The sequence below is a fragment of the Cocleimonas sp. KMM 6892 genome, from assembly GCF_035798195.1.
Lineage (GTDB): Bacteria > Pseudomonadota > Gammaproteobacteria > Thiotrichales > Thiotrichaceae > Cocleimonas > Cocleimonas flava.
In genome coordinates this window covers 689,919-712,028 of the sequence record NZ_JAPFBV010000001.1, presented here as the reverse complement: position 1 = coordinate 712,028, position 22,110 = coordinate 689,919, and the positions used below count along the sequence as shown (strand labels likewise).

Sequence of the window (22,110 nt, the reverse complement as noted above, 5' to 3'; positions counted from 1 at the left end):
ATAATGTATTAATTATTAGATTCTGGATCTGTCATCCAGCTGATCTTTTTTGCGCCTGCTTTTTGCGCTGCAATCATGGCTCGTGTTACATAAGTATGTATCGCGTTACCATCTGCGCGTATGTATACAGGACGTGTTCCTGTCTCACCTAATTGACCTTTCATTTGTTCGGTTAGTTCAGTGGTACTAATCACCTCATCTGACTCCCCAAGGCTTATTTCCCCATTTTCCCTGATTGATATATACAGAGGCGGTTGCTTGCTGTCGCTCTCTAACATCGCTGCATCGGCGTCTGGCATATTCACATTAACGCCAGATTGCATCATTGGAGCCGTTACCATAAAGATGACCAATAGCACGAGCATGACGTCGATATAAGGTACGACGTTCATCTCTGCCATAGCGCGGCGTTTTTTAAAACGACGAGACATTACTGAGCATCCTTCTTGATGTGCGCCTGGCGCTCTAACAAGGTGGTAAATTCTTCACGGAAGTTTTCATAACGAACGGCTATACGATCGACTTTATCGCTGAACCGGTTGTAGGCAATTACCGCAGGAATCGCCGCGAATAAACCAATTGCAGTTGCAATCAAGGCTTCTGCAATTCCGGGAGCGACTACCGCTAGCGTTGCCTGTTTCATTTCACTTAAAGAAATGAATGAATTCATGATTCCCCATACCGTTCCGAACAGACCAATATACGGACTGGTAGAACCGACGGTTGCTAAGAAAGACAGGTTTTGTTCAAGCTTATCCATTTCGCGGGTTTCTGCAACTCGCATGGCTCGGTGGGCTGTATCAGTTGGCGGTAAGTGCCTAGGTGTTGCACCTTTGTTTAAGCGCGCATATTCGTGATAGCCATTAAAAAAGATGGCCGCCATGCCATCTTTATCGCTACGATTAGCAAGATCGCTATAGAGTTTGTTTAGAGATATTCCACTCCAGAAGCGGTCTTCAAAAATTTCGAGTCTTTTCTGTGCTTTGCTCAATTGACTGCTTTTTATCAACATCAATGTCCATGATGCGAGTGAAGCTAAAACTAAAATGGCCATCACCACCTTAACGATAAGGCTGGCGTCCATAATGAGTTTTAAAATAGTTTGGTCAAATGACATTTTGTATTCTCTCTAAAATATTTTTTGGCACGCGTTTAGGCTTGAACTTAATGGTATCCACACTGACTACGGTGACATTTCCAATTGCTAATGTTTCGTAAAGTTTTTCTGTTGTTTTTTCTTCAGCATCATCTCTTACAGCGTCATCTTTTACTTCACGAAGTATCTTTTGTTCAAAGGTGATACTGGTGTTTCCCAGCTTTAAGATTTCAGCGGAGACAAAAAGTTCGTCATTAAATAGCGCAGGACGTAAATAATCACAATTGAGCGCTTTTACCACGAAGATGACATGCTGCTCTTCAGAGAGCACATCCAATTCATAACCCAGGCTTCTAAGCCACTCAGTACGGGCTCTTTCGAAGAAACTGATGTAATTCGAATGATACACAACACCACCTGCATCGGTGTCTTCGTAGTAGACACGAACCGGGAAAGTAAATGTGTCTGAATGAATGGGTTTAGCGATTGCTTGCTTGTTTTTTGATCTATTTATATCTGTCATGGCGCAATCCTATCACATACTTCTTAGAAGTGATTAAATGAAAAAAGGTCTCCAAAGTAGGGGGGTGGCTTTCATTTATTATCTACTTTTCAGTTTTAGATAAACGTTTCGCTATACGAACCATTTGAGCCAATTCCACTTCTAATTCATCTCTTTTCGTTTCTAAGTAAGCCTTGAGGTCTTGCTTGCGCATAAACAGGAAAAACACTTTCAGATTAACCAGTGTGCAGCGGTATTCTCCTTGTAATGATATCGCGACCACCGCGCTGATAAAAAGACTGGTGAGATAGATAATCGCCCAGTGCAAACTGAAGTTATCGTATATCAGATAGCTCTGGATTCCCCAGAATAAACTAAAGGCAGACATCCCAATCAGAACACGCGCTGTGTCGTACTGATCTACGTCTTTTGATAATTTTCGGGTTAAATATTCTGTAAGCTTAAACGGGATAATACTGTTTAGAATCCCCCATAGCGCAATTGGGAAACCGATCAATACGATACCCAGAGTTCTTAAGGTGTATAGGATCAAAAATAGCGGTTTGTAATTAACCGCAAGGTGATAATGGTCGATGCCGCAGGCATCACAGAGGCGTTCGAACATACGCATTTTGCTCATCAGGCTGCGTACTTTGTCTGGCTCGTGCTGTTGTAATAAATCCTGTGCTTCTATGAGTCTTTGAAGTGCGGTAAAACGTTGAGTGAGACTGGTTTTTCGTCGTTTGCCGCCGCGCAGCGCAAAAAAGCGTTCTAGTCGATGAACCAATGCCATGTCTTTCCAGGATTTAGTATTTAAGGTAACCGACTCAATGCCTTGTTTGACGCGTAAAGTTATCAAGCGAACGGCATCTTGCTCGCTCATTTCTTCATCTACAGAAAGATCAATGGCTTTACCATAACGTACTAAAACTTCGGTTCTAGCACGCTTCTTTCGTGTAAAAGTCATGCCTACAGGAATAACGACAGGGGCAACGCCATTTGCTTTGATTGCCCCAAGCGCCATACGCGCTGCACCTGTTTTGATCTCCTGAACATAAGGATTGGCGTGGCTTTGCCCTTCAGGGAAAATAACAATCGTCTCTTTTTCAGCCAACAGCTTATAAACTTGAGAAAAGCTGTCCTCGTTTTTAGAGGTATCGCTGGTTTCAGTATTGCGTCGATAAATAGGCACTGCGCCAATGGTTTGTAAAATAGGCCTGAGAATCGGGTTTTTGAATAAACCGCTGCGGGCTAAGGGGCGAATGTTTCTTTTGGTTGATGCTTGCAATACAACACCGTCAATCAATGCATTCACATGATTAGCGCACAAGATCACGCCCGCATCATTCGGAATCGTCTCTTCACCGCTGACTTCAAAACGACTGTAGAAGGTGTTGATGACAAAACGCCCGAATCGTTTCCATGCGGATAAAAAACCACGTCTAACTCTTGATTGTTTTTGTGGTTTTTTATCAGGTGCTTGCATGAAAGGATAATAGCAAACCTTTGTCTGACTACCTACAGTCTAAAAAGTAGCTATAGATAGAGAGATGGAATTAGATATAATCTCGCTAAATTGAATTTGAGATATAGCATGAGCGATAAAAACATCTATGAAAACCTGCAACAATTAGGTGGGGATACAAAACTGCCTGATTCTCCAGAGACTGCGATTTTAGAAAGTGTAGAAAATCCACAGTCAGACGTTGATTATGTGGTGCGTTTTACCGCGCCAGAATTTACATCATTATGCCCAATGACGGCTCAACCCGATTTCGCCCATTTAATGATTGATTATATTCCAGATCAGAAATTGGTAGAGAGTAAATCACTAAAGCTATTTCTTGGTGCATTCAGAAATCACGGCGCATTTCATGAAGATTGTACGGTAAGTATCGCGCGCCGCATTATTGATGAAATTGCCCCGAAGTGGTTACGCATCGGCGGTTACTGGTATCCACGTGGCGGAATACCGATTGACGTATTTTTTGCGCAAGGCGAAATCCCGAAAGGTGTCTGGGTGCCAGAGCAGGGCGTTCCGCCTTATAGAGGCAGAGGTTAAAATAGAATAAGTCACCCCCCTACTTTGAGGGGGTTTTTTATAGAAGTTGTAATAGTAATATCGAGTTATTCTGTAACCAGCGCCACTCGAATCGCATCCAGTTTTAATTGCGCATTGGCTAAATAACCCGCTAATGCTTTCTGGTTTTCTTCCAGTTGCGTAATTTCTTCAGCACGAATATTCGGATTCACTTTAGCCAAAGCCTGCAATCTTTCTAAATCGTCTTTCGCTGTCACTGCAAATCTTTGTTGTGCTTCCTCAATGATTTTTGCTTGTTGAGGCTTCGCTAATTTATTCGCAGTATCGATCAATGTTTGAATTTGAGGGCGCGCATGCTGGATTAAGTCTTGCGTAGTGCGTTTGTTAACACGCTCTGCCAATTGATTAATCTGTTGATGCTTAAGGAATTTACTCAAATCACGATTGTGGTTATCAACCGCAACTCTAACGCTGGATACAGGCAGATAACGATGCACTTGCAAGAAGCTTGGTGCAGGACAGTTAATCGTATAAATTGACTCTAAAATCAGTGTTCCAGCAGGGACTTGAGCTTTTTTCAGTGCGATTGAGCAGAACGTCGCGTTACCAAATTCACTGGTTAAAATCATATCGATTGCGCCAGTCACCATCGGGTGTTCCCAGCTAATAAAGTGCATGTCTTCGCGAGATAGCGCTAAATCACGTTGATAAGTGGCTGTTAGACCCTCATCGCTTAAGCCCGGAAAGTCGGAATTGATCATGTGATCGGTTGGCTTAAGGATAAAGCTATCAATACCATGACCTTGCTGATCTACACCATACTCATCAAAAACCGCATCCATATAACCGCTTAATTCTGCCGTATTCATGGTGGTGATTAATTCATCGATGACTTCTTCGGCATGTTCTTTATTGCATGAATTTAGCTCTAATAATCGATCTCGACCTTGCTGCATTTGCTCGAGTGTTTCATCTGCTAATGCTTTGCTTCGAGTAATGAGGTCTGCAAAGTTATCATTGTCTGTAGTAATCAATTCACGGCGTAATTCATTCTCGAACACTTCGAAAATGCTGTGACCCACCGGGCAAACATGCTGAAAAGCGTTTAGGCCTTGGTGATACCAGTTGAGCAATTTTTCTTGCGCTGTATCTTTGAAATAAGGCGCGTGAATTTTAATCGTGCTGGTTTGACCAATTCGATCAAGACGACCAATACGTTGCTCTAATAAATCCGGATTTAGGGGTAAATCGAATAAGATCAGGTGATGTGCAAACTGGAAGTTACGGCCTTCACTGCCTATTTCAGAACACAAAAGAATTTGCGCGCCGATCTCTCCATCTTTCGCTTGTGCAGCAAAATAAGCAGCCGCTCTATCACGCTCGATAATGTTCAAGCCTTCGTGGAACGCAGTCGCGTTTATTGACGTTCTTAAACGTAAGTGCTCCTCAAGCGCTAGAGCCGTTTCAGCGTGAGCACAAATTAACAGTACTTTGTCTTTTGGATTTTCAATGAGCCAGTCTTCTAGCCACTCAACTCGAGGGTCTTCAGCTAACCAGTTGTCGGCATCATGTCCATTTTCAGGATGTAATTGTTGCTCAAGGTCATTTGAGTCAGCGGCGTAAATCTCAGGCGCTTCCAAGGCATAGCTATGCAGTTCGCGCTCTGGAAATCCACCTACTGAATCACGTGTATTTCGGTAAAGTACTCTGCCAGTACCGTGTCGATCCAGCAGATCTTGAATGAGGTGATCGGTTTCGTAGTCTTTTTGGTAGCTGGCAACAGCCTCTTTACCGAGATATTTTTCTAGTTCAGCGAGCATTTTCGTATCGTTAGGTTCGCTGTTTTCATCTTGCAGCCATTGCACCAGATCATTGACTGGTTTGTAGTTTTTCTCTTCTTCGACGTATTTGTGTAAATCGTAAAAACGATCAGGGTCTAACAGGCGTAATCGAGCGAAATGACCCTCAACACCTAATTGTTCAGGAGTCGCTGTAAGTAATAACAAGCCTGGAATTTTTGAAGCGAGTGATTCAATGCACAGGTATTCATTACTGATGTGTTTTTCACTCCAGTTAAGGTGATGCGCTTCATCGACGATCATCATATCCCAGCCAGCATCAACCGCTTGCTGATGACGCATTGGATTTTCAGTAAGAAAAGATAAACTGCACAGGACTAATTGGGCGCTTTCGAAGGGATTGATGTGAGTTTCTTCGTCACCTTCATCTTCAATCGCAAAACATCGCTCTTCATCCAGCACGGTGAAGTGCAGATTAAAGCGACGTAGCATTTCAACAAGCCATTGGTGAGTGAGTGTTTCAGGTACAACAATCAACGCACGCTTGACGCGTTCTGTGAGAATTTGTTGATGCAGAATCAAGCCTGCTTCGATGGTTTTACCCAAGCCAACTTCATCGGCCAGTAACACACGTGGAGCATGACGACGAGCCACCTGATGAGCGATATAAAGCTGATGCGACAAAGGTTGAATACGTGGACCAGCAAGTCCGTAGCTATCAGATTGTTGCTGGCGATGCAGATGCTCTTGTGTAGCCACACGAAGTTCAAAGTGCGTGGTTTTATCTACTTGGCCAGCAAATAAACGATCTTGTGGCTGACTGAACTGAGAAAAGCTATCCAGTTCCAACTCATGAATCTGTACTTCTTCACCGTTTTCATCGATGCCTTTATAGACAATGCAATGATTATGCTCTGAATGACCCGTGATATTAATTTTACTGCCTTCACCTTCGGTGCTGATCACTTCACCAACAGGGTACTTAACGCGATTCAAAGGAGCATTGTCAGTCGCATAAACGCGAGTTTCATCAACAGCAGGAAAGATAATAGTCAGATGACGACCCTCCACCTTTTCGATAAAGCCTATGCCGAGCGCTGCTTCCGTATTACTAACCCAACGTTGGCCGGGATGAAATTCTTTAATCATGCGTTTTAGTCCTAAAAATCAGGGTGGCTATTCTGAATAAAAATACCAGCAGGTCAAGCTTAAATCTATAGAAAGTGCCTTACAGAGCATAAATCGCAATATCATTTTTAAAAAACAAAAATGAGTTGTCATTTCGCCACGCATCAGCACGTTTTACCATTTAGAAAAGGGATGAAAAAAACGCCCGAAAGGTGGGGGGTGGCTTTGACAATAATATCTAAACATCGAATTTGATTATCGTGAGTAACACCATGTTACTTGAAGCGAGTTTAGAAAAAAGATAATTCGTGCTTTAGCAGCAAATGTTTCGTTTGTCGGATGGTTTTGATGAGGGTGTTTTTAATTGCTAGTATGAATCGGATAAGGCTCAAAAATAAGCCTGAAAGAGTCGTTAGACCCTCTCTGTGTGGGAAACCAACATAATAAAAATATATTTATTGGTTTTCAAAACATCTCTTCAAATTATTTTAGCAATAAAAATAAACCCCGAGGTACATCGTGCATTTTAATAAGTTGAATGTTCTACAGGCTAGTCTATCTATTTTAATAACAATCGCATTATCCGCTTGCGGTGGAGGAGGAAGCAGCAGTAGCGCTGATAGTGATCCATCCGGAGGCTACAGTGAAAAAGAGTCTGCTATTGAGAAAATCAAAGCGTATTCAAATGGTGAAAGTAATACTGCTCCTACTATAAATGATTATGTTGCAGCCGGTGTTTTAGGTGTAACGAATGAAACACTTTCAGAGCTGAATAACGTTGTAAAAGAGCTATCTCCTGAAGAAGTCGACTCTACCAGTGAATTAGAGGCCTTAACTACGCAGCTAGGTGTCAATATTTCTCCTGAAGTTAGCGCTGGCGGAAATCAAACGGTAGAAGTAAACAAGAGTATAGAAATTACCGGCACTGCTACTGACAGTGATGGAAAAATTGTTTCATATTCATGGCAAAAAGATGATCAAGTTTTGGCAACAACCGCAACTTTTGTTTATACCCCAACCACAGTAGGTACTGATTCATTAATCTTGACTGTGACTGATAACGATGGAGCTACAGCCAGTGATTCAATCTCTTTAGTTGTTACCGCTGTTCAGACTGTTCCAAATAAAGCACCTACGGCTAATGCAGGTAGTAATAAAACAGTAGAAGTAGGTCAATCGATTGAAATGGTAGGAAGTGGAACAGATAGTGATGGCTCGATATCAGCGTATGAATGGTCAATCGATGGAACTGTTTTATCTAGCGTTTCAACGTTTCTCTATACGCCATCTGAAATTGGTACGGATACTTTAACATTGTCAGTGTTGGATAATGATGGAAGTGAAGCGACTGATACGGTCAAAATTGTCGTAACCGAAGCCACGTTTACACCGAATAAAGCACCTACAGCGAATGCCGGTGCAGATAAAGTTACCCAGGTAAATAAAGGTATATTAATCGCAGGAAGTGGTGCTGATAGTGATGGAACAATAAGTAGCTATGAATGGAGCAAAGGGCCAACTATCTTGGCGACGTCAGCTTCATTCACCTATACACCGACGGATACAGGAACGGACACCTTAACCTTAAAAGTGACTGATAATGATGGTGACAGTTCTGTTGATGAAATGGACGTGCAAGTCATCGCAGCACCCACGTCTGATACGACACCTCCGGTGATATCGCTATTGGGTGAAAATCCAGTCAGTGTGGATCAGGGGGCATCTTATAATGATGCAGGAGCAACCGCGTCTGATAATGCCGATGGTTCTATTACAGCCAATATTATTGTGGCGGGTGATACGGTTAATACCAATTCTGCCGCTGGTACATCGTTTACGATTACTTATAACGTTACGGATGCCGCTGGAAATGCAGCCTCTCAGGTGACTCGTACGGTAAATGTGGTTTCAGCGGTTGATACTACAGACCCGGTAATAACCTTAAGCGGACCTTCAACCGTTGAAGTTATTCAGGGTGCTAACTATGTTGAATCTGGTGCGACTGCGAACGATGACCGCGATGGAAATATCACGACAAAAATTCTAATTGCTGGTGATACTGTGAATACCAGTGCATCGCCAGGAACGACGTTTACGATTACTTATAATGTTTCTGATGCCGCTGGAAATTCAGCGATTGAGGTAACACGTAGTGTTTCAATCATCGAAAGCTCGGATAATCAGATTCCTGTTTTATCCGCATCAACCCAGCAAAACTATCTTGCGGTAATTAACGAAGCGAGAGCGCAAGCAAGATCTTGTGGCGAGTATGGAAGCTTCCCTGCTGCGCCTGCGGTAAGCTGGAGTGATAAACTTTATAAAGCGGCGTATGAGCATAGTCAGGATTTAACGGAGACCAATACATTCTCTCATGATGGGTCAGGCACGGTATCGGATTGGAGCGGGTATCCATTAAGTAAGCAAAGTACCATGACTGATAGAGTTGCGACTTACGGATATAGCTGGTCTAGATTATCTGAGAATGTTTCAGCTGGAACAGGAAGAGATACACCAGAAGAGGCTGTTCAATCCTGGTTGGACAGTGATGGCCATTGTAAAAACGTCATGGATGCAAACGTTACTCAAGTTGGAATGGCTTTATCCAGTAAATCGGGAACAACATATACCCATTATTGGACTCAGAACTTTGGACGACCTTAACCCTAAACTTGAATGATAAAAAGGACCGCAGTTGCGGTCTTTTTTTATGCCTGCTTATTACTAAATTTTACTAAATTATTTCTAGAGTAGTGCCTACTTGTGTTTATTAAAGCAAAAACTAACAGGCACAAAAAAGGCCGCACTAGGCGACCTTTTTTAATATCAGTTAACTATTACTTAATGAATAGCATTTCCTGATAAGTTGGAAGTGGCCATAGATCATCAGCAACTTCACTTTCAAGTGCATCAGCATATCCACGAACTTCATCCATAAGGCCTCTGATAGTGTTTGCACAGAATTGCATGTGCTCTTCTTCAGATGCATGGTCTTCTTTCGCAAGTGCTTCAGAAAGCTTATCAACAGATGCCATCATGCCATTAATGTTAGCAGCAATGCTTGTAGCAACAGTCTTATCCAGATCAATACCTAACTCAGAAGCAGATGATGATGCTAGTGATACGTCAGACAAGTAACGAGTAGCTGCAGGGTAGATGCTGGTTGTAGCCATGTTGATTACTAGCTTAGCTTCAACTTCAATCGACAAGATGTACTGCTCTGCATAAACTTCAAAGCGACTTGCTAGTTCAGTTTCAGACAATACGCCTGTGCTTGCGAATAGCTCTTTGATTGCTTCGTCTTTAAGGTAAGGAAGCGCATCAGCAGTTGTAGGTAGGTTTTTCAGGCCACGTTCTTTAACTGCAGCTTCATGCCACTCTGAAGAGTAACCGTCACCACCAAATATTGCTACACCATGCTCAGTTACAAGCTTCTTCAGTACTGCAATAACAGCCGCAGTATTGTTAGAAGCAGACTTTAGTTCTGTTTCAAGCTCATCAGCAATCCAGTTCAAAGAATCAGCAAGCATGGTATTCATTGCGATTAATGGGCCAGAAACTGATTGCTCTGATCCTACCGCGCGGAATTCAAAACGGTTACCAGTGAATGCGAATGGAGACGTACGGTTACGATCGCCAGCATCTTTAGCAAATGGAACGATTTGAGACAGACCCATATCCATGATGCCACCTTCGTCCGTACCATCCAGATTACCTTCTCTGATTTGCTCAAAAATTTCTTCGATTTGAGAACCAAGGTAAACAGAAAGAATCGCTGGAGGTGCTTCATTAGCGCCTAAACGGTGATCATTACCTGCAGATGCAATAACAGCACGTAGTAGTGGACCAAATTTGTGAACGCCGCGAATAACAGCACCACAGAATAATAAGAAGTTTAGGTTCTCATGAGGTGTTTTGCCAGGATCAAGTAAGTTACCTTGTGTAGAGTTACCTACAGACCAGTTAACGTGTTTACCAGAACCATTGATACCAGCGAAAGGCTTCTCGTGGAACAAACAATCAAAACCGTGTTTTTTCGCCGTGTTTTTGAAGATTGTCATTAATAATTGCTGATGATCCGCCGCAACGTTTGCTGCTTCGTAATAAGGCGCAATTTCAAACTGTCCAGGTGCTACTTCGTTGTGATGCGTTTTTGCTGGGATACCTAAACGGTACAATTGATCTTCAGTGTCTTGCATGAAGTTTTGTACACGTTGTGGAATAGCACCAAAGTAGTGATCGTCAAACTCTTGGCCTTTAGCCGATGGAGCGCCGAATAAAGTACGACCAGCAAGTAGTAAATCTGGACGTAGGTTAGCGAAGTTCGAATCAACCAGGAAGTATTCCTGCTCTGCACCACAGCTTGAGTTTAATGTAGCAACTTCTTTTTCGCCCATTAACTTAAGTACTTTCTGTGCAGCGTCGTTCATCGCTGAGTTAGAACGTAGTAAAGGTACTTTCTTATCCAGTGCTTCACCTGTCCATGAGATGAAGATACATGGAATCATCAGAGTTGCGCCATTATCAGTGTGCATAATGTATGCAGGGCTGGTTGGATCCCAAGCAGTATAACCTCGTGCAGCGTTAGTCATACGGATGCTGCCATTCGGGAATGATGATCCGTCTGGCTCGCCTTTGATTAACAAACTACCTGTGAAATCAGTAATCGCTTTACCGCTAGCATCAGAAAGAATGAATCCATCGTGCTTCTCAGCTGATGCACCAGTCATTGGGTAGAAAATGTGCGAATAGAATTTTGCGCCTTTAGACATTGCCCAGTCTTTCATTGCTGCAGCAACAACATCAGCAGTTCCTGGATCTAAAGCACCGCCAGTTTCGACAGTCTTCTTCATCGACTTAAATGCTTTTTTAGATAAAGCTTCTTCCATCTTTACTAAAGTAAAAACATCAGTTGCCCAAATTTTATCTAGCGACTTTGGTGGCTTAACCTTTAGCGGCTCGCTGTTTGTAACTTGAAAAACCGCTTGGGCGCGGGACTCATTTCCACTCATTTCAATACTCCTATTTATCTAAATGCTTAAAAACTATCGATAAATTCTAACAACCTAAAACTCATCGATAATCTGTGTATTTTGTGTTGTGTAAAGCTAAGTAAAGCACCAGAAAATCAGGGGTATGGCACTTGAATAAAATGTTCTATTCTTTCGCTAATATACTTAGAGTTAAACACTATAAAGGTTAGCAATTATTGTGCCAAACCATCATACAGTAGTGTTTAGAATTATTCTTCTCTAAGTCTTGGAAAAATAGGGGTATTCTATAAGGAATGCTTAAACTTAAGTATAAAAGCGAGCTCTGAAAAATAACAGAAGCACAATAATGGTGCGAGTATTTCATAAAATGCACCAAGATGAATCATTTTGCAAAAGAGGGATAGGAATGGAAGGAATAGATTGGGGTAAGACACTGGCTGCAAGCTGGCGATCTAGAAAAGAACAATTAAAACCAGTGTTGGATATCGATTTACAGGATATGGACCGCTTATTGTGTATCGATAGGCAGAAAAATGCCTTTACCGAAAATCTGGAACGGTTTATGGCATCTGAGCCAAATAATCATGTTTTATTATGGGGTGCGCGCGGTACGGGAAAATCATCGTTAGTAAAAGCTGCTTTAAATTCTTATCATGAGAAAGGCTTACGAGTCATAGAAATATCAAAAGATGATTTGCATTTTTTAGTCGATATTACTGACGAGATCCGACATCTGGATTATCGTTTTATTGTGTTTTGTGACGACCTCTCTTTTGAAGAGGGGGAAACAACTTACAAAGAACTAAAAAGTACCTTGCAAGGTTCGATAGAAAAGCCACCCAAAAATGTATTGATTGTCGCTACATCGAACCGTCGTCATCTTATTCCTGAGCAGATGAAAGACAATGAGCAGTCAGCACTGGTAGAGGGTGAGATTCATCATTCGGATACCATACAAGAAAAAATGTCATTGGTAGATCGTTTCGGCTTAGCACTTTCGTTTTACCCGATGACTCAAGATGAATACTTTTCGATTGTAGATATGTTGTTCGCCGAGATTGAGGTAGGCGATATTGCCCAGATGCATGTTCTTGCTGATAGATTCGCGCGAGAAAGAGGCAGTCGTTCAGGACGTATCGCCCAGCAGTTCTTTAATTCATGGAAGTCTTAATAGAGTTATAGAATCTATTAACAGACAGATTTAAAAAAATGCCTCAAAGTAGGGGGGTGGCTAACCCTCCTGCTTTAGTTTCCAAAAGTACTCAAATCATTCACTCATAAGCAACTCACCCATTTAAAATCACTAAAATGGGGCGCTATTGTCCTTTTTTCGCTCTTCTTCAGATTCACGTATCCACAGTTCGTAATCCATTCCCGTTGAAAACAAACACAATAGAATTCCCATCCCATCATTAGGTGTGCTGCCGTCTTTAGTGATTATGCCGATGGGAATTAAATTGATGACCGCACCAGCGAGTGCTGCAAAAGCAAAGCTTTGTAGAGCAATGCGCATATAGTCATTGCTAATGGAAAAGAATCCCTCAACGCCGCCGAGATAGATAAGAATGAGAAAGAATAGAAGGAGCTCTATGCCAGGGCCAGCGAAGTAAATCAGTGCATGTTTATAACGTGCTAAATGGGTTGTTTTGGGTGTAATCTGCACAAAACCTTCGAGCGGAATCGTGCGGATTTCCATGGGAGCACCAAGTAAGCGCGTTTGCGCTAGGATGCGACCAAAGCCAATAACGGTTCTCTCAATGCGCCAACCAAGCATCTTCGCCATAATGGCGTGCCCGAATTCATGAATAAATAATAATGGAATCCAGAACACCACAAACAACAATGCGCCTAATTTTTTAGGTTCGTAATTACTGAGTATTTCCATGCTCATCATAAATAGAAAAGCGAGGCTCAGAATAATCACAAAATACTTTTCTGCCTTCGATGCGGGTTCTTTGTCTTTGGCTCTTTCGTCAATATGCATAAGGTTTACATTTAAGTCTATAATCAGGCTCATTATACCAGTGGATCATAAGTGGATTAAATCATGTCAGAAAAACCTTTCAAGCTACCTGAGATCAATGAAGAAGTCCCTTTGCCGAGAATAAAAGAGATTTGCGAACATTTTAATCTGCCTGACTTGTGGCTGAAAATAAAAAATGATCCACCTGCGCTGGTGTTTGTTAGTGATGGTTGTACCATGTGGCCGAATGTGACTGGCGGCAAAAGTATCTATCAGGCATGTTTCTTACACGACTTAAAATATTGGGCAGGCTATCCCGGTGAAGATGTTGAAAGGTTGGTTGCTGATGCTGAATTAATGATTGATGTCGCTCGCTTAAGAGGCTCAACCAAAATGGCGGAAACGATGTTTCATGGCGTAAGAGTTGGCGGCATGGGTCAGCTTAATCTGGCATTTTCCTGGGGATTTGGAAGGGTTATATAAACGACGAGTTCGGCTTTATGCCTTTAAATCTATCTTGCTCGTTTCCGCCGCTGTTTCCATCACAACCATGGTTTTTGATTCTCTAACATCTGGCAAAGTATGTAAGATATCACCGAGTAATTGCCTATATATCGCGATATTTTCAATGCGAATTTTTAATAGATAATCAAAGTCGCCAGAAACCAGATGGCATTCCTGAATTTGTGGCCACTTGGCTACGGCTTGTTTGAATTCAGAAAATACATCAGCTTTACGATAAGTGAGGTTGATTTCAACAAATACTAATAAGCCAGAGCCCAGTAAATCGGCATTCAGGTTTGCGGTGTAACTTTTGATATAGCCTTGTTTTTCCAGTCGTCTAACGCGTTCCAGGCAAGGTGACGTACTTAAGCCTACTAACTTCCCTAAATCAACATACGAAATTCGCCCATTGTTTTGCATTTCTTGCAGAATGCGGCGATCGATTCTATCGAGATTTTTTATTTCATCTGTTTCTATTGCCATAATATTTACTGTATTTTTATTATCTACGAGTATATTTTAGGAAGTTTATGCAAATTCAGCAAAATAATTTTTCGATGATTGCCATAATAAATCGAGACTAGTGCGAAACAGTAGAGAGTGGCCAAGCGTAACTATGTCATTCAATTGGCATTTTTAAAACAAATCTAAAGAGAAAGAATTTTAAGCATCAGTAGTAAATTTATTAAGCCACCCCCCTACTTACGGGCACTTTTTTAAAGATTGTTACAGTTTATTGAAAACTTACTCTTTATCGAAGCTATCCACAATAATAGCGCCCATGGAAGCAGGCATTGTAATCACAATCAACCGTCTTAATGCGATATCTGGTTCCGTCAGTAATGGGAATTTATCCAGCGAAGACAGCACCAGCGCGACAACAAATGCAGCAATCAAATAGGCAATAATAATACGCACCACAAATACGGGAACTCTATATTTGATGTTTGATTGAAACACGCTGCCATAAGCGAAAAAGCTAAGGAAAGTCACCGACAAGATGAAGACCAGAAACAGATTTGATAAGGGCAGCTTTTCTCCGATTCTCCACGCTTCTTCCGAGAATGAAATAGGAACGGCTAAGGCAAACGATCCAATCGCAACCTGACTGGCATCTTCTAAGTTAAAGCTTAGATTCATAGTGGTTCCTTGGGTTTTAAACGGACGTATTGGTGAAGCTATTGATTGTTTGAGTTATTTATTGTTTAGCATAGCAGTTATCAACGGCTTATTGGTTTTTCTAACTCTTGAATCGAATACCCAATTTCATCCATTCTCTCTGTCACCAGTTGTTGCGCATCTAATAAACCACGGTTGTAAAAGTGTGCACCGATTTCTTTGGTGAAAAAATCAATTAAGAATTCAGCATCAAAACTGCCGATGTCTTGATCGAGCTCATCGCTAAAGTATTTTTGCACCTTGTGAACGATTTCAGTTTTTTCTTCGGTTGCAAAGGTAATCTCACTCATGTTGGTGCTTCCTCAATCTGTAGGACTTATTTTATGATTGAAAGGGAAAATGGATACTGGAAATCTCCAATTTTATACACAGAAAATGCTGCCATTCCCGCAAAAATAATGCCACCAAAGCCAGTCATAAAAGCGATCGCGAGCAGTGGTTTAATAATCACCGACAATAATGCGAAGACAAACACAATAAGTAATATAGTCAGCTGAAAATTAATCGCTTTTTTGCCTTGTTCGTTAAGATACGGGCTGTCCCCTCTTTTAAGAAACCACACAATTAAAGGGCCGAGTACTAATCCGGGGGCTAATAATAATCCGATTAAAGCTGCCGCATGCATAGCGCTAGCCCATTTACGTTCTTCTGGGGTTTGCGGTAGTAAATCATTACTCATTGTTGTTCCTTTGGTATATTTATTTCTAACAGGCTATGTGTGTAAGCTATACGTCTAATAGGGCGTTTAAGTGGCTATAATGCATTGATAATGTCGCGGTTATCGGAATTTATCTAGCACGGCGCTCTATTTTGTTATAATCATGCCATATTCATGTTTTTCAAGGTAAATCAGATGAAAACCATAACACATTGGTTACTTATTCTTTCATGCACTTTCGCAACTGCGGCATTGGCAGAAGGTTTTTATAAGTGGAAAGATGCACATGGTAATACGCAATATGGTGACCAACCTCCCGCGAATGCAAAAGCGGAACGTATGAATATGCCAAAACTTACGGTGATAGAGAATTACGGTGAGCAGTGGAAGCCTGTGAATTTCCCGAAAGAATCTGATCCTTATCAACAAGAAGAAAAAGCGAAGGCAACCGCTGGCGCTTACACAACCTTATCCTTTATCGCGCCAAAGGCGAATCAACCTATTCGTGCAAATGATGGTGATGTCTCTGCGATAATTAGCCTTAAGCCAAAACTAAAGCCGGGTCATGCGATCACGTTCTCGATTGATGGCAAAGAAGTCGCGAAAGGTAGTTCTCGTACGAATAATTTCACTAATCTGGCACGTGGTGATCACACCATTAACGTCAACATAATCAACGAGTCGGGCAAAGTGTTAAAGAGTCAGTCTGTGACCTTCACCGTTCTTCGTTTCTCTAAGTTATTCAAGAAAAACTCAGCGGTAAAACCTGCAACTAACAATAATGTAGCGAGTTCAACACCTAACCAATAAAAAAACGCCCCAAAGTAGGGGGGTGGCTTTGGTTGTTACTTTTTAATGTTTGCGAGTGATTCTACTACTTAGAATAACGTCAAAGATAAGAAGCTCAATTCGCTGTGCTACAATCAAAAAAACAGTAAAGAGTTAACAGGGGTATTTGCAATATCACGTTGTGTCTCGTTATCCTGTTGTAACATTTCTTTGAGGCTAATTGGCGGATGAAGTACTGCAATCAATGTGGTGAAAAAGTAGATCAGGCAATTCCTGAAAATGATAATCGCCTGCGCTATGTCTGCGTTTCCTGCGAGACAATCCATTATCAAAATCCCAATATTGTTGCTGGCACTTTGCCCTTAATCATGGGTGATGATGGTAGAGAAAAAGTATTGCTGTGCAAGCGTGCGATTGAGCCTCGTTATGGCTTATGGACGTTACCTGCAGGCTTTATGGAAAACGGTGAAACGGTAGAAGCAGCAGCCCTAAGAGAATCGCAGGAAGAAGCAAACGTAGAGCTTGATAACCTCAAACTATATTCAGTCATGAGCATGCCCCAAATCAATCAGGTGTATATGATTTTCAAGGGTGATATCGTGGGTAATAGCTTTTCACCCGGTATCGAAAGCCTTGAGACGCAGTTGTTTGATGAAGAAGATATTCCATGGTCAGAGATGGCATTTAACGTCATCACCCAAACCTTACAATGCTATTTTGACGACCGAAAAAAACAACACCGCAGTCAACTAATTGATTATCAGGTACACAACCTGGTTTATCAGGTGCCGAAAAAATACCTGAATACCGATAAAACCTAGTATCGGTTGTATTGGCAGCATCAGTAACATCAGTGATTTCAGACAAAAAACACTTCCCAGTAATTTCAAAGACCATTTCTAATGATAAAAAATACCCGGGCAAAAATAGATTTCTCATTGAGTTGGGTCAGCGCCACAGCCCAGCATTGTGATGTCTTTCATGCGGAAGATATCGATTTAACCAAGGATGTTTTTCCTGAAGGTTTCGCTGATAAACTGAAAGCATTAGCACTAGGCGAGAGCAATACAGAAACCTTTCCGGCTAATGGCTTACTAAGCACTGGATTCGACCCGGATAAAGTTAAAACCTTTAACGTTAAGGATTTTGACACGACCTTTCGTGGTCAGAATATTGTGCCCAAGTTATACCGCTATTTCCCGAGTGCGGTAGCTTGCAAAGGACTCGGCACTGACCCAAGAGATTTAAACCCCTTCCGTATAATGTCTATGGAAGGCGAGAATATGACGGGTGATTGCAATCATCCCTTGGCGAAATACTTTTTAACCTTATCCGCTACTATCGTCGAATGGCTTGAGCCTGAAACATCATCGGCAACGGCCGCTGATCAGGAAATAAAAAGAAAAAAACATATCGGCAAACTGGTCTGTAACAGAGGCCCCGGCATGCAAGTACCTTTTGAGTATGGCGAGCCTTCCTACTTTGACGAATATCCGTTTAAACGCTTAGATGAAACGGATGATGCAGCGTTTTATAAAGAGCCGCGCATGGTTCATCATCTGGATGCTACAGCCATTGCTGAAATTACTCAGCTGCACAATACTTTACTCAACAAGCATTCCAGAGTGCTCGATTTAATGAGCAGTTGGAGCTCCCCCCTTAGTGATGAATTATCATTGACTCATGTGACTGGTTTGGGGATGAATCAGGAAGAATTGAAAGCAAATAAACGACTGAACGATTTCACGGTTCAGGATATAAACCTTCAGCAGATTTTGCCTTATGCAGATGGCCAGTTTGATGCGGCAATCTGTACGGCGTCAATAGAGTACTTAACCTACCCATTAAAAATCATGACAGAAGTAGCGCGGGTAATTAAACCCGGTGGAAAGTTTGTGGTGACATTTTCCGAGCGCTGCTTTCCCAGCAAAGCAATTACGCTGTGGTCGCAACTTCACCCATTCGAAAGAATGCAACTGGTACTGGAATACTTTAGAGACTCAGGATTATTTAGTGACTTAAATACCTATTCGAAACGTGGCATGCCAAGGCCAGCGGATGATCAGCATTTTGACGAGATAAAAACCTCAGACCCTGTATACGCCATTTGGGGCACAGTAAAAGAAGTTTAGTAATCCTTATATGAGTTACCAATTATTAGCTACTTAGTTGTTTATAAATAGAGCCTGCGCCTGATGCCAAATCGCCGCTTAATGCAAACCCTACTATATTTTCACCTTCACGAAGTTCAAAATATCCACCTTTTTCCTGATCTGAAATCGTAGTCCACTCAAAATCATCTACTCCTATTGGACGGCAAATACTTAATGGAAATGAAGGTGTTTTTACTTTTACCAATGGTGGTAAAGACAAGAATTTTTCCTGTAGACCCGTTATATCTGCAGAGATAGTCTCAGCTTGGCGTTTAATAGGCTCGATAAAGGCAAAAACTTCCCCTTCTACCGATGCACAGTCTCCGATTGCATAAACATCAGGATTACTGGTTTGCATATCATTATTTACACATATTCCTTTGTCGATTTTCAAGCCCATTTTTGTTGCTAGTTTGGTATTTGGAATCAGTCCCGCTGCTGACAAGACAAGGTCAGTTTTTAAAATGCTATCGTCTGACAATACTGCAACATAAGCGCCATCAACATCATTATTCAAGCAATCAAGCGTGGCGCCAAATTTCCATTCAACGCCATTATCACTTAACTTCTGTACAAGTTCGTTGCTCATAGCTTCAGGTAGTAAAGCAGAAAGAGGTTGTTGTTGTGGATCAATAACAGTGACTTTGTAACCTGCCTTAGTTATGTCGTCTGCAAATTCACACCCAATAAGACCAGCACCAAGAATTGTGATGTGTTTAATCTCATTTTCCAATTTTTCACAGAGTTTCTTATACGTTTGTAAATCATTGACACTTAAAATATTCCTTGCCGCATTCCCTGTAATTGGCAATTCTTTTTGATGAGCGCCCATCGCCAATATCAGTTTGTCGTATTCGATTCCACCTTTAACTGTTACTAATCGTTTCTTGTTGGTATCAACACGCATAATTCGGGTTTCTGTACGCACATCAATACCAAGTTCGAGTGCCTTTGCTTCGGCATCCATACTGATTAAATCTTCTGCTTTTTTACCCTGACTCAATGCCAATGAAATTGCAGGTTTTGGGTAAACATAACCTTTACATGCGCTAACTAAGAGAATGGACCTTTCTGGGTCTTTCCTTCGTAAAGCTTCCGCTGCTGACCAGCCTGCAATACCTGCACCTACTATTACAGTCGTGTGTTCACTGCCTTTATTGATTTTTTGTGATCGTGAAGAAGTTCGATTTATTTGAGGGAGTGCCGCTACTTCAGGTAAAAGACGAAGATCACTTTTAGTTAAGCCACATAAAGGGCACTCCCAATCTTCTGGTATATCAATATATCGCGTTCCTGGGAGTAACCCAGAATCAGGATCCCCTAGTGCTTCATCATAAATAAATCCACATGCGTCACATACGTAACGTTGAAATTCTTCCGTACTCATTCTTAAGTCTCCGGGTACTTCTTCTAATATAGCGATATCATCGTCAAATGGTAACGTGCTGAAAAGTGCTTCACTGTACCCTCGTATTATTTTTTCTACGCTGCTTGCGCCAAAGTATCGAGCTCTTTTCTCAGATGCTTTATCGCAGGCGTTACAATCGCAACAAAATAAGATTCACGTAATTTACGCTGCGCTGGGGCTGTCTGAAGATAACCTTGTGCCCCGGTGTGAAGCATGGCGGACTGTGAGGCCTTAAGAGCAAGCTCACCAGCAGTCAAGCGAAGTTGTAACACCTCACGGAAGTAATCATCATCAGTCTCATAAGGTTCTTCAGCAAGAACTAAAGCCGCTTCTACGGCGTCATCTAACTCTTCTTGTAATTCATTAGGTCTATCATCAAGATAGCCATTCACATGTCCCAACAGTGGTTCAACAGATCTGCAAATATCGATACAGGATTGTATATTTCCAATTCCCATGCCGAGCTGTAAAAGAACTATACCGGTGCGTGATCTTCTTAAAAACGCAGCACCATCATCATCAATGATCATCTCATCTGGGATAAATACATCTTTAAAAATACAAGCGAATGTTCGTGTCCCTTCAAGTGCTACGAAATGTGCTGATAATCGAAGCTCAAAACCTTCTGAATTACAATCCACAAGTGCCATTACGGAGCCACCTGGGTGTCCTTCAAGTTCAAAAAGAGTGCCAAAAACGTGATCTTTTCCTAAGTTGGAGACCCAGGGAAGATTGCCATTAACAATGTAACCGCCATCAACTTTTTTTCCTTTTAGACGTAAATCTTCAATTCCAGCAAATGCTTTCATGGTATTAGACATGCCAGTTCCACCTAAAACGTTTCCACTCGATACTTTGCCTAACCAGTTGTCTCGAACGGTTGAATTCGCAGCATTTTGAATATACCAGCCACAGGTATCCTGACACCATATGGCAAATCCTGTAGACATACATTCATGCGAAACAACACCCATTGCCTGGATCGCTGCTCCCATGTCTGGTATGCCGCTGGATCGCATATCTGATAAATGCTGTCTATAGACACCTTCACTACCTAATTTGCGCATTACAGATTCGGGGTAATAACCTTCTAAATCGATTTTTACGGTTAAGGGTTTCAAATCTGTATCGACTATTTTTCGAGTCGCATCAAGTAGTTCATCTAAGGGGGTATCTGTGTTCAATAGATTTGAGGCTATGCTATTCATATCAAACTCCTAGTTTTTATTATGCAGGAACCACTTCAATTTCAACATTATTTCTTAATGTATTAGCAACGGGTGACCATACATTTGCGTGCGAGATAATTTCATCAATTTGCTCTTTGCTCCCATCACCTTCAGCATCAATTTTGACGCGTACTGCAGAAAACCCTAGTGTTTTAGCTTCATCAAGATCTCCCGTCCCCCATACCGCTGTTACATTTATATCGCCTTCTAATTCAAGTTCTAATTTTGAAAGAGAAACACCTTGAGCCGTCGCATTTGCATGTACACCAACAGCAAGACAGGCTCCTAATGTAGCGAGCACGGCTTCTGATGGGTTTGGGGCATTATTTTCACCCAATAAGTGGGGTGGTTCATCAATCAACATGGGTTCAAGATCTCGAACATAGGTCTGCATACGGAATTGGCCTTCACAGACTGTTTTAGCTTTTAAGGTGACTACTGATTGAGGATTAGCTTTGCCTTTTTCTCCTAAGTTTTTTAGACCTTCTGCATCTAAAGGGCGAAGGCAGCTCATTGATTTTGCGATTGTTTGTGGTGAAGTTGACATGGTTTTAATCTCCAGATTAATGAAAAATAGTTAATCTGAAAATTGCAACTAACGTGCCAAAGTCTATAAGTTTATATAATTCAATGGCTTGTGTTATTTTTAGTGATTTTCATCTTTATTTCC

Annotated in this window: 21 protein-coding genes; 7 read left to right on the top strand and 14 right to left on the bottom strand. The window is 41.6% G+C overall.

The window, feature by feature from the left end:
- Nucleotides 1-8: 8 nt before the first annotated feature.
- The 4 genes from OO007_RS03245 to OO007_RS03230 all read right to left on the bottom strand — a co-directional run bounded on the left by OO007_RS03245 (nt 9) and on the right by OO007_RS03230 (nt 3,084).
- Nucleotides 9-431, bottom strand: a complete 423-nt coding sequence (locus tag OO007_RS03245; protein ID WP_131904579.1) for an ExbD/TolR family protein — start codon at nt 429-431, stop codon at nt 9-11.
- Entirely contained in the window at nt 431-1,117 is a 687-nt protein-coding gene (gene tolQ / locus OO007_RS03240) for a protein TolQ (RefSeq protein ID WP_325807724.1), read from the bottom strand. Before tolQ ends, OO007_RS03245 begins: the two co-directional genes overlap by 1 nt.
- On the bottom strand, nt 1,107-1,619 hold the full coding sequence (locus OO007_RS03235) for a YbgC/FadM family acyl-CoA thioesterase (RefSeq protein WP_325807723.1): 513 nt from the start codon (nt 1,617-1,619) through the stop codon (nt 1,107-1,109). Before OO007_RS03235 ends, tolQ begins: the two co-directional genes overlap by 11 nt.
- Before the next feature lie 82 nt (nt 1,620-1,701).
- Nucleotides 1,702-3,084: a 1-acyl-sn-glycerol-3-phosphate acyltransferase gene (locus OO007_RS03230; RefSeq protein WP_325807722.1), complete on the bottom strand. Its 1,383-nt coding sequence runs from the start codon at nt 3,082-3,084 to the stop codon at nt 1,702-1,704.
- 108 nt (nt 3,085-3,192) lie between these two features.
- On the opposite strand from OO007_RS03230, the gene queF reads away from it, so the two are divergent.
- Nucleotides 3,193-3,660, top strand: a complete 468-nt coding sequence (gene queF, locus OO007_RS03225; RefSeq protein WP_131904575.1) for a preQ(1) synthase — start codon at nt 3,193-3,195, stop codon at nt 3,658-3,660.
- A gap of 65 nt (nt 3,661-3,725) precedes the next feature.
- On the opposite strand, the gene rapA is transcribed toward queF, so the two are convergent.
- Nucleotides 3,726-6,587: an RNA polymerase-associated protein RapA gene (gene rapA / locus OO007_RS03220; RefSeq protein ID WP_325807721.1), complete on the bottom strand. Its 2,862-nt coding sequence runs from the start codon at nt 6,585-6,587 to the stop codon at nt 3,726-3,728.
- 498 nt (nt 6,588-7,085) lie between these two features.
- On the opposite strand from rapA, the gene OO007_RS03215 reads away from it, so the two are divergent.
- A complete protein-coding gene (locus tag OO007_RS03215) occupies nt 7,086-9,227 on the top strand; it encodes an immunoglobulin-like domain-containing protein (RefSeq protein ID WP_325807720.1) in 2,142 nt (713 codons plus the stop codon).
- A gap of 173 nt (nt 9,228-9,400) precedes the next feature.
- Here the strand turns inward: OO007_RS03215 and OO007_RS03210 are convergent, their stop codons facing one another.
- Nucleotides 9,401-11,575 (bottom strand): glutamine synthetase III family protein, encoded by a 2,175-nt coding sequence (locus tag OO007_RS03210; RefSeq protein ID WP_131904572.1) that lies wholly within the window; start codon nt 11,573-11,575, stop codon nt 9,401-9,403.
- Between the two features lie 388 nt (nt 11,576-11,963).
- Between OO007_RS03210 and OO007_RS03205 the strand changes: the two genes are divergently transcribed.
- The gene (locus tag OO007_RS03205; protein ID WP_325807719.1) at nt 11,964-12,728 is read left to right on the top strand and encodes an ATP-binding protein; all 765 of its coding nucleotides are present in this window, start codon (nt 11,964-11,966) and stop codon (nt 12,726-12,728) included.
- Nucleotides 12,729-12,860: 132 nt separating this feature from the next.
- Here OO007_RS03205 and OO007_RS03200 read toward each other — a convergent pair whose 3' ends face one another.
- Entirely contained in the window at nt 12,861-13,541 is a 681-nt protein-coding gene (locus tag OO007_RS03200; protein WP_325807718.1) for a M50 family metallopeptidase, read from the bottom strand.
- Between the two features lie 63 nt (nt 13,542-13,604).
- Here OO007_RS03200 and OO007_RS03195 point away from each other — a divergent pair, with 63 nt between their 5' ends.
- On the top strand, nt 13,605-14,003 hold the full coding sequence (locus tag OO007_RS03195) for a hypothetical protein (RefSeq protein ID WP_131904569.1): 399 nt from the start codon (nt 13,605-13,607) through the stop codon (nt 14,001-14,003).
- Nucleotides 14,004-14,018: 15 nt separating this feature from the next.
- Here OO007_RS03195 and OO007_RS03190 read toward each other — a convergent pair whose 3' ends face one another.
- The 4 genes from OO007_RS03190 to OO007_RS03175 all read right to left on the bottom strand — a co-directional run bounded on the left by OO007_RS03190 (nt 14,019) and on the right by OO007_RS03175 (nt 15,882).
- Entirely contained in the window at nt 14,019-14,507 is a 489-nt protein-coding gene (locus OO007_RS03190) for an Lrp/AsnC ligand binding domain-containing protein (RefSeq protein WP_325807717.1), read from the bottom strand.
- 261 nt (nt 14,508-14,768) lie between these two features.
- Nucleotides 14,769-15,164, bottom strand: coding sequence for a DUF2391 family protein (locus OO007_RS03185; RefSeq protein WP_131904567.1), 396 nt, complete (start codon nt 15,162-15,164; stop codon nt 14,769-14,771).
- An 80-nt stretch (nt 15,165-15,244) separates the two neighbouring features.
- Nucleotides 15,245-15,493: a DUF2164 domain-containing protein gene (locus tag OO007_RS03180; protein ID WP_325807716.1), complete on the bottom strand. Its 249-nt coding sequence runs from the start codon at nt 15,491-15,493 to the stop codon at nt 15,245-15,247.
- Between the two features lie 26 nt (nt 15,494-15,519).
- Nucleotides 15,520-15,882, bottom strand: a complete 363-nt coding sequence (locus OO007_RS03175; protein WP_325807715.1) for a DUF4870 domain-containing protein — start codon at nt 15,880-15,882, stop codon at nt 15,520-15,522.
- A 174-nt stretch (nt 15,883-16,056) separates the two neighbouring features.
- Here OO007_RS03175 and OO007_RS03170 point away from each other — a divergent pair, with 174 nt between their 5' ends.
- The 3 genes from OO007_RS03170 to OO007_RS03160 all read left to right on the top strand — a co-directional run bounded on the left by OO007_RS03170 (nt 16,057) and on the right by OO007_RS03160 (nt 18,782).
- The gene (locus OO007_RS03170) at nt 16,057-16,671 is read left to right on the top strand and encodes a DUF4124 domain-containing protein (RefSeq protein WP_325807714.1); all 615 of its coding nucleotides are present in this window, start codon (nt 16,057-16,059) and stop codon (nt 16,669-16,671) included.
- A gap of 206 nt (nt 16,672-16,877) precedes the next feature.
- The gene (locus OO007_RS03165; RefSeq protein WP_325807713.1) at nt 16,878-17,471 is read left to right on the top strand and encodes an NUDIX hydrolase; all 594 of its coding nucleotides are present in this window, start codon (nt 16,878-16,880) and stop codon (nt 17,469-17,471) included.
- A gap of 81 nt (nt 17,472-17,552) precedes the next feature.
- Nucleotides 17,553-18,782 carry a class I SAM-dependent methyltransferase gene (locus tag OO007_RS03160; protein ID WP_325807712.1) on the top strand — a complete coding sequence of 410 codons (1,230 nt, stop codon included), beginning with the start codon at nt 17,553-17,555 and terminating at the stop codon, nt 18,780-18,782.
- 25 nt (nt 18,783-18,807) lie between these two features.
- Here the strand turns inward: OO007_RS03160 and OO007_RS03155 are convergent, their stop codons facing one another.
- The 3 genes from OO007_RS03155 to OO007_RS03140 form a co-directional block, all read right to left on the bottom strand.
- Entirely contained in the window at nt 18,808-20,190 is a 1,383-nt protein-coding gene (locus OO007_RS03155) for an FAD-dependent oxidoreductase (protein ID WP_442784326.1), read from the bottom strand.
- Between the two features lie 95 nt (nt 20,191-20,285).
- Nucleotides 20,286-21,419, bottom strand: a complete 1,134-nt coding sequence (locus tag OO007_RS03145) for an acyl-CoA dehydrogenase family protein (RefSeq protein WP_325807711.1) — start codon at nt 21,417-21,419, stop codon at nt 20,286-20,288.
- Between the two features lie 19 nt (nt 21,420-21,438).
- The gene (locus tag OO007_RS03140) at nt 21,439-21,987 is read right to left on the bottom strand and encodes an OsmC family protein (protein ID WP_325807710.1); all 549 of its coding nucleotides are present in this window, start codon (nt 21,985-21,987) and stop codon (nt 21,439-21,441) included.
- Nucleotides 21,988-22,110: the final 123 nt, after the last annotated feature.